Origin of the sequence: Streptomyces sp. NPDC059534 (assembly GCF_042743475.1) — a bacterium.
In the GTDB taxonomy this organism is placed as follows: Bacteria; Actinomycetota; Actinomycetes; order Streptomycetales; family Streptomycetaceae; genus Streptomyces.
The window spans coordinates 26,482-41,055 of record NZ_JBHWAQ010000024.1 but is presented as its reverse complement, the minus strand read 5'-3'; the positions used below and the strand labels follow the sequence as shown (position 1 = coordinate 41,055).

General features: G+C 72.5%; 13 protein-coding genes. 5 read left to right on the top strand and 8 right to left on the bottom strand.

The window, feature by feature from the left end; all coding sequences use genetic code 11:
- The first annotated feature begins 4 nt into the window (after positions 1-4).
- Together ACFVZH_RS26395 and ACFVZH_RS26390 are read left to right on the top strand one after the other, a co-directional pair.
- On the top strand, positions 5-505 hold the full coding sequence (locus ACFVZH_RS26395) for a PH domain-containing protein (RefSeq protein WP_384900914.1): 501 nt from the start codon (positions 5-7) through the stop codon (positions 503-505).
- Entirely contained in the window at positions 502-2,037 is a 1,536-nt protein-coding gene (locus ACFVZH_RS26390) for a PH domain-containing protein (protein ID WP_384900913.1), read from the top strand. Before ACFVZH_RS26395 ends, ACFVZH_RS26390 begins: the two co-directional genes overlap by 4 nt.
- Before the next feature lie 22 nt (positions 2,038-2,059).
- On the opposite strand, the gene pgl is transcribed toward ACFVZH_RS26390, so the two are convergent.
- Genes pgl through tkt form a run of 5 tightly spaced genes read right to left on the bottom strand, consistent with a single transcriptional unit; the run spans position 2,060 to position 8,659 of the window.
- Positions 2,060-2,839, bottom strand: coding sequence for a 6-phosphogluconolactonase (gene pgl, locus ACFVZH_RS26385; protein ID WP_384900911.1), 780 nt, complete (start codon positions 2,837-2,839; stop codon positions 2,060-2,062).
- Positions 2,836-3,882 carry a glucose-6-phosphate dehydrogenase assembly protein OpcA gene (gene opcA, locus ACFVZH_RS26380; RefSeq protein ID WP_384900910.1) on the bottom strand — a complete coding sequence of 349 codons (1,047 nt, stop codon included), beginning with the start codon at positions 3,880-3,882 and terminating at the stop codon, positions 2,836-2,838. Before opcA ends, pgl begins: the two co-directional genes overlap by 4 nt.
- Positions 3,879-5,411 (bottom strand): glucose-6-phosphate dehydrogenase, encoded by a 1,533-nt coding sequence (gene zwf, locus ACFVZH_RS26375; protein ID WP_384900908.1) that lies wholly within the window; start codon positions 5,409-5,411, stop codon positions 3,879-3,881. The genes opcA and zwf overlap by 4 nt, the downstream gene beginning before the upstream one ends.
- Positions 5,412-5,416: 5 nt before the next feature.
- Positions 5,417-6,535 (bottom strand): transaldolase, encoded by a 1,119-nt coding sequence (gene tal, locus ACFVZH_RS26370; RefSeq protein ID WP_384900906.1) that lies wholly within the window; start codon positions 6,533-6,535, stop codon positions 5,417-5,419.
- A gap of 36 nt (positions 6,536-6,571) precedes the next feature.
- Entirely contained in the window at positions 6,572-8,659 is a 2,088-nt protein-coding gene (tkt, locus tag ACFVZH_RS26365; protein ID WP_384900905.1) for a transketolase, read from the bottom strand.
- Between the two features lie 315 nt (positions 8,660-8,974).
- On the opposite strand from tkt, the gene ACFVZH_RS26360 reads away from it, so the two are divergent.
- The 3 genes from ACFVZH_RS26360 (at position 8,975) to ACFVZH_RS26350 (ending at position 11,531) form a co-directional block, all read left to right on the top strand.
- Positions 8,975-9,922: a heme o synthase gene (locus ACFVZH_RS26360; RefSeq protein WP_384900903.1), complete on the top strand. Its 948-nt coding sequence runs from the start codon at positions 8,975-8,977 to the stop codon at positions 9,920-9,922.
- 105 nt (positions 9,923-10,027) lie between these two features.
- The gene (locus ACFVZH_RS26355; protein WP_384900901.1) at positions 10,028-10,348 is read left to right on the top strand and encodes a hypothetical protein; all 321 of its coding nucleotides are present in this window, start codon (positions 10,028-10,030) and stop codon (positions 10,346-10,348) included.
- 70 nt (positions 10,349-10,418) lie between these two features.
- Positions 10,419-11,531, top strand: a complete 1,113-nt coding sequence (locus tag ACFVZH_RS26350; protein ID WP_384900899.1) for an amidohydrolase — start codon at positions 10,419-10,421, stop codon at positions 11,529-11,531.
- A 172-nt stretch (positions 11,532-11,703) separates the two neighbouring features.
- On the opposite strand, the gene ACFVZH_RS26345 is transcribed toward ACFVZH_RS26350, so the two are convergent.
- The 3 genes from ACFVZH_RS26345 to ACFVZH_RS26335 all read right to left on the bottom strand — a co-directional run bounded on the left by ACFVZH_RS26345 (position 11,704) and on the right by ACFVZH_RS26335 (position 14,452).
- Entirely contained in the window at positions 11,704-12,672 is a 969-nt protein-coding gene (locus tag ACFVZH_RS26345) for a heme A synthase (RefSeq protein WP_384901057.1), read from the bottom strand.
- A gap of 74 nt (positions 12,673-12,746) precedes the next feature.
- Positions 12,747-13,514 (bottom strand): ABC transporter permease, encoded by a 768-nt coding sequence (locus tag ACFVZH_RS26340; protein WP_384900897.1) that lies wholly within the window; start codon positions 13,512-13,514, stop codon positions 12,747-12,749.
- A complete protein-coding gene (locus ACFVZH_RS26335; protein WP_384900895.1) occupies positions 13,511-14,452 on the bottom strand; it encodes an ABC transporter ATP-binding protein in 942 nt (313 codons plus the stop codon). The genes ACFVZH_RS26340 and ACFVZH_RS26335 overlap by 4 nt, the downstream gene beginning before the upstream one ends.
- Between the last annotated feature and the right edge of the window lie 122 nt (positions 14,453-14,574).

Genomic DNA, 14,574 nt, shown 5'->3' with positions numbered 1-14,574 from the left:
TCGCATGACGGGGGAGAACGCGGTGCGGCTGCGGCCGCCCAGGAACGCCGTGGACGAGCGGGCCGTCGCCTGGTGGCGCAGCCGGCTCCTGGTGACCACCGCCGTACCGGTGGTGGTGCTCGCCGTCCTCGGCGCGTTCCTCGGGTCCGCCCGGTCCTGGCTGCTGCTCTCGGCCGGGGCCGTCGCGGCCCTCGGCCTCGCCTGCGCCGCGTTCTTCCCCGGCTGGTGGTTCCGGGTGCACCGCTGGGAGGTCACCGACGACGCCGTCTACGTCCGCACGGGGGCCCTCCGGCAGGAGTGGCGGATCGCCCCCATGTCCCGGATCCAGACCGTCGACACCGTCCGGGGCCCGCTGGAGCAGCTCTTCCGGCTCGCCACGGTCACCGTGACCACCGCCTCCTCCCAGGGCGCGATCCGCATCGAGGGCCTCGACCACGAAGTGGCCGCCGCACTCGCCGAGCGGCTCACCCTCATCACCGGGGCCACCCCCGGGGACGCCACGTGAGCGAGGACGACCCCGGCGAGGAGTGGCGGCGCCTCGACCGGCGGACGCTCCTGGTCACCGCCGCCGTGCTGTGCGGCGTGGCCGGGGGCGCCGCCCTCCCCGCGGCGGCCGGCCTCGCCGGCTCCCGGCCGCTGTGGCAGGCCGTCGCCTGGATCGCCGCCGGCGCCCTCCTCCTGGTGCTGGCGGGAACCGCCGGCGACTACGTCCGCTGGCGCCGCACCCGCTACCGCGTCGGCCCCGACCGGGTCGACGTCCACACCGGCCTGCTGCTGCTCAAGCGCCGCTCCCTCGCCCGCGAGCGCATCCGTACGGTCGACCTCACCGCCAACCCCCTCCAGCGCGTCCTCGGCCTCGTCAAGGTCCGCATCGGCACCGGCGAGAACTCCGGCGCCGGCGAGTCCACCCTCGAACTCGACCTGGTCACCCGGGCCGAGGGCGAACGGCTCCGCCGGGAACTCCTGGCCCGCCCCGAGCCGCCCGAGCGGCCGGGCCACGACAACGCCCTGGCCGTCCTCGACCCGCGCTGGATCCGCTACGCCCCCGTCTCCTTCCTCGCCCCCGCCCTCGGCGGAGCGGCGGCCGGCGCCGTCCTCCAGGTCAGCGAGTGGTTCGGTGCCCAGGGAAAGGTCATCGACTGGATGGAGGACCGCTTCCAGGACGTCTCCCCGCTGTGGGTGGTCCTCGACCTGGTCCTCGTCGCGACCGTCGTCGGCGCCGTCGGAGCCCTCGGACTCTGGGTCGAGATGTGGTGGAACTACCGCCTGGAGCGCGAGCCGGGCGGCACCCTGCGCGTCTCCCGCGGCCTCCTCACCGCCCGCTCGGTCTCCATGGAGGAGCGCAGGCTGCGCGGGATCGAACTCGTCGCACCGCTCGGCGTGCGGATGTGCGGGGCCGCCCGCCTCGACGCCGTCGCCACCGGCCTCGTCCAGGACTCCGACGACCGGCACGCCGACCTCAGGAACCTGCTGCCCGCCGTGGACCGGGCCGTCGCCGACCGGGTCGCCGCGCAGGTCCTGCGCGAGCCGGAACCGCCCACCGGCGCGCCGCTCACCGCCCATCCCCGGGCCGCCCGCACCCGGCGGCTGCGCCGGGCCCTGTGGGCCGTCCTCGTCCCGGTCGCGGTCCTCGCCGGACTGGGACTCCTCCTCACCCCGGTCCTGCTGTACGTGGCGGGCGGCTGCGCGGTCGTCCTGCCCCCGATCGCCGTGCTGTTCGCCCTCGACGCCTACCGCGGCCTCGGACACACCGTCAGCGGCGGCTACCTGGTGACGCGTTCGGGCACCCTCCGGCGCGCCACGGTCGCCCTCCAGCGCTCCGGCGTCATCGGCTGGACCGTCCGGCAGTCGTACTTCCAGCGCCGCGCCGGCCTCCTCACGCTGACCGCCACGACGGCGGCCGGCGCCGGCGCGTACGCCATCCTCGACGCCGGCGAGAGCGAGGGCCTGGCCTTCGCCGCCGGGGCCGTACCCGACCTCCTCGCGCCCTTCCTGGAACCCGCGCACACGCCGGAGGCCCGGTCCACCCACGGGTGAACCGGGCCTCCGTCCGGGTGAATCAGGCCGAAGCCGGCGGGTACAGGCTCCGCGGCAGCTCCGAGGCCGCCGCCGCGTCGAGCAGCCACAGCGTGCGCGAGCGGCCGTAGGCGCCCGCCGCCGGGGCCTGCACCTCGCCCGCGCCCGACAGCGCGATCGCCGCCGCCTTGGCCTTGTCCTCGCCGGCGGCCAGCAGCCAGACCTCCTTCGCCGCCCGGATCGCCGGGAGGGTCAGCGAGACCCGCAGCGGCGGGGGCTTGGGCGCGCCGTGCACCCCGACCACCGTCCGCTCGGTCTCGCGGACCGCCGGAAGCTCCGGGAAGAGCGAGGCCACGTGCGTGTCCGGGCCGACGCCCAGCATCAGCACGTCGAAGGCCGGCACGCCGCCGTGGTCCTCGGGACCCGCCGCCGCGGCCAGCTCCTCCGCGTACGCGGCCGCCGCGCTGTCGACGTCGTCGTACGGGCCGTCCGAGGCCGGCATGGCGTGCACCCGCGCCGGGTCGAGCGGCACCCGGTCGAGCAGCGCCTCCCGGGCCTGGGTGACGTTCCGCTCGGGGTCGCCCTCGGGCAGGAAGCGCTCGTCCCCCCACCAGAGGTCGAGCCGCGACCAGTCGACGGCGTCCCGCGCGGGCGCCGAACCGAGCGCCGCGAGCAGGCCGTTGCCGTTGCGGCCGCCGGTCAGCACGACCGAGGCGGAGCCGCGGGTCGCCTGGGCGTCCACGATCTTCGTGATGAGCCGGGCCGCGGCGGCCTCGGCCATCAGCTCCTTGTCGCGGTGGACGACCAGCTGCGGGGTGCTCACTTGGCCGCCGCCTTCTTGGCCGGGGCCTTCTTCGCGGCCTTGGCCGGGGCGGGGGCCGGAGCCTCCGCGGCCTTGGGCTCGGCCTCGGCGACCGGCTCGGGAGCGATGGTCGCCGCTTCCTCGTCCAGCCGCTCGAGACCGAACTTCAGCGCCGTCGCGTACGTCTCGTCCGGGTCGAGCCGGCGCAGCTCCTCCGCGATCAGCTCGGCCGTCTCGCGGCGCTTCAGCGCCACGGCACGGTCCGGCTGGCCCTGGATGGAGAGCGTCGCGAGCGAGCCGTCCGGCCGGTCGAGGACGATCGGACCGGAGCTGGTCTCCATGCGGACGGAGGTCAGGCCCGGGCCCGCCGACCTCGCGCGCCGCACCGGCACCTTCAGCCGCTCCGACAGCCACATGGCGAGCAGTTCGACGCTGGGGTTGAACTCCTCGCCCTCCACCTCGGCGGAGGTGACCTCGCACACGACCTGGTCGAGCGCGGCGGCGAGCATCGAGCGCCACGGGGTGATCCGGGTCCACGAGAGATCCGTGTCGCCCGGCGTGTAGGTGTCCGCGCGCGCGGTCAGCTCCTGGATGGGCTGCTCGGCGGCGTACGTGTCGGTCACCCGCCGCTGGGCGAGGGCGCCCAGCGGGTCGTTCGCCGGGTCGGTCGGCGCGTTCACCGGCCACCAGACGACGACGGGGGCGTCCGGGAGGAGCAGCGGCAGGACCACCGACTGGGCGTGGTCGACGACCTCGCCGTACAGCCGCAGTACCACCGTCTCGCCGGTGCTGGCGTCTGCGCCGAGGCGGACCTCGGCGTCGAGCCGCGCCTTGGAGCGGTCCCGCGGTGAGCGCGAGACCCGCTTGATGACGACGAGGGTCCGCGAGGGGTGCTCGCGGGACGCGTCGTTGGCCGCCTTCAGGGCGTCGTAGGCGTTCTCCTCGTCGGTGACGATCACGAGGGTGAGCACCATGCCGACGGCCGGCGTGCCGATCGCCCGCCGCCCGAGCACCAGCGCCTTGTTGATCTTGGAGGACGTGGTGTCCGTCAGGTCGGTCTTCATGGCCGGCGCCAGCTCCTGCCGTCTCGTGCGAGCATCTCGTCCGCCTCGACCGGACCCCAGGTCCCGGACTGGTACTGCGCGGGCTTGCCGTGCTTGTCCCAGAACTGCTCGATCGGGTCGAGGATCTTCCAGGACAGCTCGACCTCCTCGACGCGCGGGAAGAGGTTCGAGTCGCCGAGCAGGACGTCGAGGAGGAGCCGCTCGTACGCCTCGGGGCTGGACTCCGTGAAGGACTCGCCGTACGCGAAGTCCATCGACACGTCCCGGATCTCCATCTGGGTGCCGGGCACCTTGGAGCCGAACCGCACCGTGACGCCCTCGTCCGGCTGGACCCGGATCACGATGGCGTTGCGGCCGAGTTCCTCGGTCGCCGTGTGGTCGAAGATGGAGTGCGGCGCGCGCTGGAAGACGACCGCGATCTCCGTGACGCGACGGCCCAGGCGCTTGCCGGTGCGCAGGTAGAACGGGACGCCCGCCCAGCGGCGGTTGTCGATCTCCAGCTTGACGGCCGCGTAGGTGTCGGTCTTCGACTGGGGGTCGATGCCGTCTTCCTGGAGGTAGCCGACGGCCTTCTCGCCGCCCTGCCACCCGGCCGCGTACTGGCCGCGGACCGTGGACTCGCCCAGGTCCTTGGGCAGCTTCACGGCGCCGAGGACCTTGGTCTTCTCGGCGGCCAGCGCGTCGGCGTCGAAGGAGGCGGGCTCCTCCATCGCGGTCAGCGCGAGCAGCTGGAGCAGGTGGTTCTGGATGACGTCACGGGCGGCGCCGATGCCGTCGTAGTAGCCGGCGCGGCCGCCGATGCCGATGTCCTCGGCCATGGTGATCTGGATGTGGTCGACGTAGGACCGGTTCCAGATCGGCTCGAAGAGGGTGTTGGCGAAGCGGAGCGCCAGGATGTTCTGGACGGTCTCCTTGCCGAGGTAGTGGTCGATCCGGAAGACCTCGTCGGGCGGGAAGACCTCGTGGACGACCTCGTTGAGCTCCTTGGCGGAGACGAGGTCGTGCCCGAACGGCTTCTCGATGACCGCGCGGCGCCAGGAGCCGTCCTTCTGGTCGGCGAGCCCGTGCTTCTTGAGCTGCTGGACGACCTTGGGGAAGAACTTCGGCGGCACGGACAGGTAGAAGGCGAAGTTGCCGCCGGTGCCCTGTGCCTTGTCCAGCTCCTCGATGGTGGACTTGAGCTGCTCGAAGGCGTCGTCGTCGTCGAAGTCGCCCTGGACGAACCGCATGCCCTGGATCAGCTGCTGCCACACCTCCTCGCGGAACGGGGTGCGCGCGTGCTGCTCGACGGCGTCGTGGACCTCCTGCGCGAAGTCCTCGTCCTGCCACTCGCGGCGGGCGAAGCCGATCAGCGAGAAGCCCGGCGGCAGCAGGCCGCGGTTGGCCAGGTCATAGACGGCGGGCATCAGCTTCTTACGGGACAAATCGCCCGTGACGCCGAAGATCACCAGACCCGACGGCCCCGCGATGCGCGGGAGCCGTCGGTCTGCGGCGTCACGGAGCGGGTTGGCTCCGTGGACTGCGCTCAAAGTGCTTACGCCTCCGAAGGTGCGAGGCGCTGAAGCTCCGCCTCGGTGGACTTGAGCAGGTCGTTCCAGGACGCCTCGAACTTGTCGACGCCCTCGTCCTCCAGGAGCTGCACGACGTCGTCGTAGCTGATGCCCAGCTTCTCGACGGCGGCCAGCTCGGCGCGGGACTGGTCGTAGGTCCCGCGCACGGTGTCACCGGAGACGACGCCGTGGTCGGCGGTGGCCTCCAGGGTGCCTTCCGGCATGGTGTTGACGGTGCCCGGGGCGACCAGGTCCACCACGTACAGGGTGTCCTTGTACGCCGGGTCCTTGACGCCGGTCGAGGCCCACAGCGGACGCTGCTTGTTGGCCTGGGCCTTGTCCAGGGCGGCCCAGCGGTCGGAGGAGAAGACCTCCTCGAACGCCTCGTAGGCCAGTCGGGCGTTGGCCAGCGCGGCCTTGCCCTTGAGCGCCTTGGCCTCGTCGGTGCCGATGCCGTCCAGGCGCTTGTCGATCTCCGAGTCCACGCGGGACACGAAGAAGGACGCCACCGAGTGGATCTTGGAGAGGTCGAGGCCGCGCTCGCGGGCCTTCTCCAGGCCCGCCAGGTAGGCGTCCATGACCGCGCGGTAGCGCTCCAGCGAGAAGATCAGCGTCACGTTGACGCTGATGCCGAGGCCGATGACCTCGGTGATCGCCGGCAGACCCGCCTTGGTGGCCGGGATCTTGATCAGGGTGTTGGGGCGGTCCACCAGCCAGGCCAGCTGCTTGGCCTCGGCGACGGTGGCGGTCGTCTCGTGGGCGAGACGGGGGTCGACCTCGATGGAGACCCGGCCGTCCTGGCCGTCGGTCGCCTCGAAGACCGGCCGCAGGATGTCGGCGGCGTCGCGGACGTCCGCCGTCGTGATCATGCGGATGGCCTCGTCGACGGTCACCTTGCGGGCGGCGAGGTCGGCGAGCTGCTGCTCGTAACCGTCACCCGAGGAGATGGCCTTCTGGAAGATCGACGGGTTCGTGGTCACACCGACCACGTGGCTCTGGTCGATGAGCTCGGCCAGGTTGCCGGACGTGATCCGCTTGCGCGAGAGATCGTCCAGCCAGATCGCGACGCCTTCGTCGGAGAGGCGCTTGAGAGCGTCTGTCATGAGAGTTGCATCTCCATTAAGTCGTACGTATGTGCGTCAGCGCGCGGCGGCGTCGATCGATTCCCGGGCGGCGGCGACGATCGCCTCGGGCGTGAACCCGAACTCGCGGAAGAGGACCTTCGCGTCCGCCGAGGCACCGAAGTGCTCCAGCGAGACGATCCGGCCGGCGTCCCCGACGTACTTGTGCCAGGTGAGACCGATGCCGGCCTCGACCGCGACGCGGGCCTTGACCGACGGCGGCAGGACGGAGTCCTTGTACGACCGGTCCTGCTCCTCGAACCACTCCACGGACGGCATGGAGACCACCCGGGTCGGGACGCCGGCGGCCTGGAGCTGCTCGCGGGCCTCGACGGCCAGGTGCACCTCGGAGCCCGTGCCGATCAGCACGACCTCCGGCTCGCCGCCCTCGGCGTCGAAGAGCACGTAGCCGCCCTTGACGGTGTCCTCGTTCGGCGCGTACGTCGGCACACCCTGACGGGTGAGGGCGAGGCCGTGCGGGGCGCCCTTGCCGAAGACCTTGGTGTGACGCTGCATGATCTCGCGCCAGGCGATCGCCGTCTCGTTGGCGTCGGCCGGGCGGACCACGTTCAGACCCGGGATCGCGCGCAGCGAGGCCAGGTGCTCCACCGGCTGGTGCGTCGGGCCGTCCTCGCCCAGACCGATCGAGTCGTGGGTCCAGACGTACGTCACGGGGAGGTGCATCAGGGCCGACAGGCGGACGGCGTTGCGCATGTAGTCGGAGAACACCAGGAAGGTGCCGCCGTAGATGCGGGTGTTGCCGTGCAGCGCGATGCCGTTCATCTCCGCGGCCATGGAGTGCTCGCGGATGCCGAAGTGGATCGTGCGGCCGTACCGGTCGGCCTCCGGCAGCGGGTTGCCCTCGGGCAGGAACGACGAGTCCTTGTCGATCGTCGTGTTGTTCGAGCCGGCGAGGTCGGCCGAGCCGCCCCACAGCTCCGGGATGACCGCGCCGAGCGCCTTGAGGACCTGGCCCGAGGCGGCACGGGTGGCGACACCCTTGCCCGGCTCGAAGACCGGGAGCTTCTCGGCCCAGCCGGCCGGCAGCTCGTTGGCCTGGATGCGGTCGAACTCGGCGGCGCGCTCCGGGTTGGCCGTACGCCACTCGGCGAGCGACTTCTCCCACCCGGCGCGGGCCTCGCGGCCGCGGTCGCCGAGCGCACGGGTGTGCGCGATGACCTCGTCGGTGACCTCGAACGTCTGCTCCGGGTCGAAGCCCAGGACGCGCTTGGTGGCCGCGATCTCGTCGTCGCCGAGCGCCGAGCCGTGCGCGGCCTCGGTGTTCTGCGCGTTCGGGGCGGGCCAGGCGATGATCGAGCGCATCGCGATGAACGACGGACGCCCGGTCTCGGCCTCGGCGGCCCTGATCGCCGAGTAGAGCGCGGCCGGGTCCAGGTCGCCGTTGGCCTGCGGCTCGACGCGCTGGACGTGCCAGCCGTACGCCTCGTACCGCTTCATCGTGTCCTCGGACACGGCCGTCTCGGTGTCGCCCTCGATCGAGATGTGGTTGTCGTCCCACAGCAGGATCAGGTTGCCGAGCTTCTGGTGGCCGGCGAGCGAGGACGCCTCCGCGGAGATGCCCTCCTGGAGGCAGCCGTCACCGGCGATCGCGTAGATCCGGTGGTCGAACGGGGAGGTGCCGGTGGCGGCCTCCGGGTCGAACAGGCCGCGCTCGTAGCGAGCGGCCATCGCCATGCCCACGGCGTTGGCGACACCCTGGCCCAGCGGGCCCGTGGTGGTCTCGACGGCGGCGGTGTGGCCGTACTCCGGGTGACCCGGGGTCTTCGAGCCCCACGTGCGGAAGGACTTCAGGTCGTCCAGCTCGAGACCGAAGCCACCCAGGTAGAGCTGGGTGTACAGGGTCAGGGACGAGTGGCCGGCGGAGAGGACGAACCGGTCGCGCCCGACCCACTCGGGGTCGGCCGGGTCGTGCCGCATCACCTTCTGGAAGAGGGTGTACGCGGCGGGCGCCAGGCTCATCGCCGTACCGGGATGGCCGTTGCCGACCTTCTGTACGGCGTCCGCGGCCAGGATGCGGGCGGTGTCGACGGCCCGCTGGTCCAACTCGGTCCACTCGAGGTCTGTGGTGGTCGGCTTAGTGCTCACCCTGGGTCAGGGCTCCTCTCCACATGTCTGAAGCCGGTGACTGAGGGTGTACCGGCGTTTGCCGAGCCTACCCCCGCCGGAACGTCCTCTTTATCGTGTGCATGCCCCTCAGATGAGCGGACACGGCAAGACTGCCGCCGCCCGTGAGAGTTCGCCTCCCGAGCGGCGTCCACCCCTTGGGACGTACCCCTCCAACACGACCCCACCCCCGCGAAGATCGGCGTCTGGGCAACGTCTACAGTGGCGTGGTACGCGCAAGCTTCACCCCGCCTTCATCCGGGGGGCTTGCTGGGAATTTCTCTGTCAGGGGTGTGCGTGACGGCCGTCGAGTCCCGACCCGCAGGGGTCGTCTTGACTCCCAGCCCGGGGGGCCATCGGCCGTTCGGGGCCCGCGTCAAGGCATTCGTGGCGCTGACCAAGCCGCGGATCATCGAGCTGCTGCTCATCACCACCGTTCCGGTGATGTTCCTCGCCGAGCAGGGCGTGCCGGACCTCTGGCTGGTGCTCGCCACCTGCTTCGGCGGCTATCTGTCGGCGGGCGGCGCGAACGCGCTGAACATGTACATCGACCGCGACATCGACGCCCTGATGGACCGCACGTCCCAGCGGCCGCTGGTCACCGGGGTGCTCACGCCGCGTGAGGGCCTGGTCTTCGGACTCACCCTCGCGGTCGTCTCGACGCTCTGGTTCGGCCTGCTCGTCAACTGGCTGTCCGCCGCCCTCTCGCTCGGCGCGCTCCTCTTCTACGTCGTCGTCTACACGATGATCCTCAAGCGGCGCACCGCCCAGAACATCGTCTGGGGCGGCATCGCCGGCTGTCTGCCGGTGCTCATCGGCTGGTCGGCCGTCACCGACTCGATGTCGTGGGCCGCGGTCATCCTCTTCCTCGTCATCTTCTTCTGGACGCCGCCGCACTACTGGCCGCTGTCGATGAAGGTGAAGGACGACTACGCACGCGCGGGCGTGCCCATGCTGCCGGTGCTCGCCTCCAACAAGGTCGTCGCCCGCCAGATCGTGCTCTACAGCTGGGTCATGGTCGCCGTCTCCCTGCTGCTCACCCCGCTGGGCTACACGGGCTGGTTCTACACCGCCGTGGCCGTGGTCACCGGCGGCTGGTGGCTCTGGGAGGCGCACGCGCTGCTCCAGCGCGCCAAGAGCGGCGCCACCGGCGCCAAGCTCAAGGAGATGCGCCTCTTCCACTGGTCCATCACCTACGTGTCGCTGCTCTTCGTGGCCGTCGCGGTGGACCCGTTCCTGCGCTGAGCGCCTCGCTCGTTTGAGATGTCCGGGCCAACGGCCGGGTCACGTGGGATAGGCCACGTGGCCCGGCCGTCGCCAGTCGATCTACCCCTCGGTAGCATCGGTTTCATGGCAGAAACGAAGCAGGAAGAGCGCAAGGCGGCCAAGCTCGCCAAGGAGATCCGGGCCTTCTCCAAGGAGCACGGCGGCTCCGAGGGACATCTCGCGCACATCGGCCAGGCCGGTACCCGGATCGTGCTCGTCGGCACCGACGGCGGCTGGGGCGACCTGGTCGCGCCCACCCACGCGATCGCGCGCCAGGCGGCCGAGAAGGCCGGCCTGACCCTCCACGAGGAGTTCGACGGCGAGTTCGCCGCCAAGGTCGCCACCGGCCCGTACGAGTGGACCCGGATGGCCGGTATCCAGATCGGCGGCCCCTCCAACAGCTGAGGCAACAACCTCGCACGGGGCTCACCCGTTAGGACGTGTGGAGACACGTCCACACAGGGAGCCCCCCGAGATGATCGACACGCCGCGTCTGGTCGACCAGTACTGCCACGGGGTGCTCCGCACCGAGCTCGGCCTCGGCACCTTCGAGGCCAGGCTCGGAGCCCACCTCGGCGGGACCACCGCGCTGCCCGCCGCCGGCACCACCTTCTTCGACACCCAGACCGGGTTCGCCGTACGCCGCTGGTGCCCGCCGCTGCTCGGCCTCGAACCGCACTGCCCGCCGGCCCGCTACCTCGCCCGCCGCCGCGAACTCGGCGTCGCCGAGGCCGGCCGCCGCCTCCTGCGGGCCTCCGGGATCTCCACCTACCTGGTCGACACCGGGCTCCCCGGCGACCTCACCGGACCCGCCGAGATCGCCGCCGCCGGCGCCGCCGAGGCCCACGAGATCGTCCGCCTCGAACCCCTCGCCGAACAGGTCGCCGACACCTCCGGGACCGTCGAGGCGTTCCTCTCCCGCCTCGCCGAGGCCGTCCACGCCGCCGCCGCCGGGGCCGTGGCCCTCGCCTCCTCGGCGGGCGTCCGCCGAGGGCTCGCGCACTCCGCCGAACCACCGGGACCCGGCGAGGTGCGCGGCGCCGCCGGCCGCTGGCTGGCCGGCCGCCCGGCCGGCGGCCGCCTCACCGACCCCGTCCTGCTGCGCCACCTGCTCTGGATCGCGGTCACCGCCGGACGCCCCCTCCAGCTGCACACCGGGGACCGGGACCCGGCCGTCGCCGCCGGCTTCGCCGCCGCCACCGCGGGGCTCGGCACCGACCTCGTCCTGCTGCACGCGTACCCGTACCACCGCGAGGCGGCGCGGCTGACCGGCGTCCACGCGCACGTGTACGCGGACCTCGGCCCCGTCCTCGCCCACACGGGAGCCCGCGCGGCGGCCGTCCTCGCCGAGGTCCTGGAGCGGGCGCCGTTCGGCAAGCTGCTCTTCTCCAGCGGCGCCCACGCGCTGCCCGAACTCCACGTGGTCGCCGCGAGCACCTTCCGCTCGGCGCTCGCCCGGGTGCTCGGCGAATGGGTCGCCGACGGCGCCTGGTCCCGTACGGACGCCCAGCGCGTCGCCGGCATGATCGCCGCGGACAACGCCCGCCGCGTCTACCGGCTCGGACCCGCTGCCGGTCCCCGTCGGTAGCGTGCGGGAGCAGGTCGGAAACGGATCAGGGGGGATCCGCGCCGCTGTGCCGTACACGCGGTTCCATCCGGTCTCGGACCCGGCCGGGCCTGTACGACAGAAGCCGCCCGCGTCCCGCCTTCGGGCGGGGTGCGGGCGGCTTCGGACGGCGTCGGCGTGTCCCGTGACGTGCTCAGGCGGCCGCGAGCTCGGAGTCGGCCTGGGCCGGGATCTCCGGGGCGGGGACCGGGCGCTCGCGCAGGCTCAGGGCGAGGCGCACCACCGCGATCCACATCAGCGAGGAGCCGAGCATATGGACGGCGACCATGACCTCGGGGACACCGGTGAAGTACTGGACGTAGCCGATCGCCCCCTGGGCGAGCAGCACGATCAGCAGGTCCCGGGCCCGGGCCCGGGTGTCGTCCGGCGCGTCCACCACACGCAGGACCAGCCACATCGCCAGGGCGAGGGCGCACACGACCCAGGCGGCGACGGCGTGGACGTGGGCGGCGTCCGTCCAGTCCCACGGCATGCGCGGCACGTCGCTGCTGTCACCGGCGTGCTTGCCGGCGCCGGTCACCGTCGTGCCGAGCACGATCAGCAGAGCGGAGGTGACGGTGATCGCCCAGGACAGCTTGCGGACCGGGCGCGGCACGCGCGGCCGGGGGGCGGTGTCGCCCTCGCCGGCCCGGTGCCAGGTGATGACCGCCACCGTCAGGAGGGAGTTCGCGGCCAGGAAGTGGCCGGCCACCGTCCACGGGTTGAGGCCCATCCACACCGTGATGCCGCCGATCACGGCGTTGCTCATCACGATCCAGAACTGCGCCCAGGCCCAGCGGGTCAGGTTCCGGCGCCACGGCTTGGTGCACCGGGCGGCGACGATCGCCCAGCCGACGGCCGCCGACAGGACGTACGTCAGCATCCGGTTGCCGAACTCGATGACGCCGCGGTAGCCCTGCTCGGGCGTCACGATGAGGCTGTCGTCCGTGCACTTCGGCCAGGTGTCGCAGCCGAGACCGGAACCGGTCAGCCGGACCGCGCCACCCGTGACGATGATGAGCACGCTCATCACGACGGCGGAGAGCGCGGCGCGCCGGAGCGTCCGGGGGGACGGGGTCCAGCGCTTGGCGAGGGAGGCGAGGGGGGTCAGCACGGGGCCCATCGTAGGCCGGGGCTTGTGCACGCTTTCACGAGGGGGTGCCTTGTCGGGAAACGTCACCCTCTGAACCGCTTCGGCTACTCCCAGCGGAAGAACTTCGCGGCCGCCCCGAGGCCCAGGACCGCCCAGACCGCCAGGACCAGCGCATTGCCCCAGGGCATCGCCGCGCCGTGCTGGAGGACGTCCCGCAGACCGTCCGAGAGGGCGGAGACGGGGAGCAGTTCCAGGACCGAGCGGGCCGGCTCCGGGAACTTCTCCAGCGGCACGATGACCCCGCCGCCCACCAGGAGCAGCAGGAAGACCAGGTTGGCGGCGGCCAGGGTGGCCTCCGCCTTGAGCGTGCCCGCCATCAGCAGGCCGAGGCCCGAGAAGGCGGCCGTGCCCAGGACGAGGAGCAGCGCGACGAAGAGCGGGTTGCCGTGCGGCGACCAGCCGAGGCCCAGGGCGATCGCCGTCAGGAGCGCGACCTGGAGCACCTCGGTGACGAGGACGGCGAGCGTCTTGGAGGCCATCAGCGCCCAGCGGGGGAGCGGTGAGGCGCCGAGCCGCTTGAGCACCCCGTACCGCCGCTCGAAGCCGGTCGCGATGGCCTGGCCGGTGAAGGCGGTGGAGAGCACGGCGAGCGCGAGGACGCCGGGGGCGAGGAAGTCGACGGCCTCGCCGGCGCCGGTGTCGACGATGTCGACGGTGGAGAACAGCACCAGGAGCAGCGACGGGATGATCACCGTCAGCAGCAGCTGCTCGCCGTTGCGCAGCAGCATCCTGGTCTCCAGGGCCGTCTGTGCCGCGATCATCCGGCCGACGGGGGCGGCCCCCGGCTTGGGGGAGTAGGTGCCAGTGCTCACGACCGCAGTTCCTTGCCCGTCAGTTCGAGGAAGACGTCTTCGAGGGTGTGGCGCTCGACGGAGATGCCTTCGGGCATCACGCCGTGCTGGGCGCACCAGCTGGTGACCGTGGCCAGCAGCTGGGGGCCGACGGCGCCGGTGATCCGGTACGTGCCGGGGAGCGGTTCCGCGGCGGCGGTGCCGTCGGGCAGCGCCTTGAGCAGGGAGCCGAGGTCGAGGCCGGGGCGTCCGGTGAAGCGCAGGGTGTTCTCGGCGCCGCCGCGGCACAGCTCCTCGGGGCTGCCCTGGGCGGCGACCCGGCCGCCGTCGACGATGGCGACGTCGTCGGCGAGCTCCTCCGCCTCCTGCATGAAGTGGGTGGTGAGGACCACGGTCACCCCGTCGGCCCGGAGCTCGCGCACGAGCTCCCAGGTGGCCCGCCGGGCCTGCGGGTCGAGTCCGGCGGTGGGCTCGTCGAGGAAGACCAGCTCGGGGCGGCCGACGACGGCCATGGCGAGCGCGAGGCGCTGCTGCTGGCCGCCGGAGAGGCGCCGGTAGGTCGTGCGGCCGCAGGAGCCGAGGCCGAGCCGCTCGATCAGGGCGTCGACGTCGAGGGGGTGGGCGTGCAGCTTCGCCATGTGGCGGAGCATCTCGTCGGCCCGGGCGCCGGAGTAGACCCCGCCGGACTGGAGCATGACGCCGATCCGGGGGCGCAGGGCTGCGGCGTCGGCGACCGGGTCGAGGCCGAGGACGCGGACGGTGCCGCCGTCGGGCCTGCGGTATCCCTCGCAGGTCTCGATGGTGGTGGTCTTGCCGGCCCCGTTGGGGCCGAGGACGGCGGTGACGGTGCCCGCTCGTACGTCGAGGTCGAGGCCGTCGACGGCGGTTTTGGCTCCGTACCGCTTGACCAGGCCACGGACCTGGACGACGGACTCGCTCTGTGTGGACTTCCCGCGCATGACGCGAAGTCTAGAGAGGGGTCGCGGGCCCCCCGGTGCGGGGCCCGGGTCGCGGCCGCCGGAAGGCGCGGTGACCTGTGCGTACGGGGTCGTGGGGCGGCCCGGTCCGGGTTCCGAATCGT

Bases quoted from the DNA above. Each gene is read 5' to 3' on its own strand.
- ACFVZH_RS26395 (WP_384900914.1), top strand. From the start codon at position 5: ATGACGGGGGAGAACGCGGTGCGGCTGCGGCCGCCCAGGAACGCCGTG.
- ACFVZH_RS26355 (WP_384900901.1), top strand. From the start codon at position 10,028: ATGGCAGAAACGAAGCAGGAAGAGCGCAAGGCGGCCAAGCTCGCCAAG.
- ACFVZH_RS26345 (WP_384901057.1), bottom strand. From the start codon at position 12,672: ATGGGCCCCGTGCTGACCCCCCTCGCCTCCCTCGCCAAGCGCTGGACC.
- opcA (WP_384900910.1), bottom strand. From the start codon at position 3,882: ATGAAGACCGACCTGACGGACACCACGTCCTCCAAGATCAACAAGGCG.
- tal (WP_384900906.1), bottom strand. From the start codon at position 6,535: ATGACAGACGCTCTCAAGCGCCTCTCCGACGAAGGCGTCGCGATCTGG.
- ACFVZH_RS26350 (WP_384900899.1), top strand. From the start codon at position 10,419: ATGATCGACACGCCGCGTCTGGTCGACCAGTACTGCCACGGGGTGCTC.
- ACFVZH_RS26335 (WP_384900895.1), bottom strand. From the start codon at position 14,452: ATGCGCGGGAAGTCCACACAGAGCGAGTCCGTCGTCCAGGTCCGTGGC.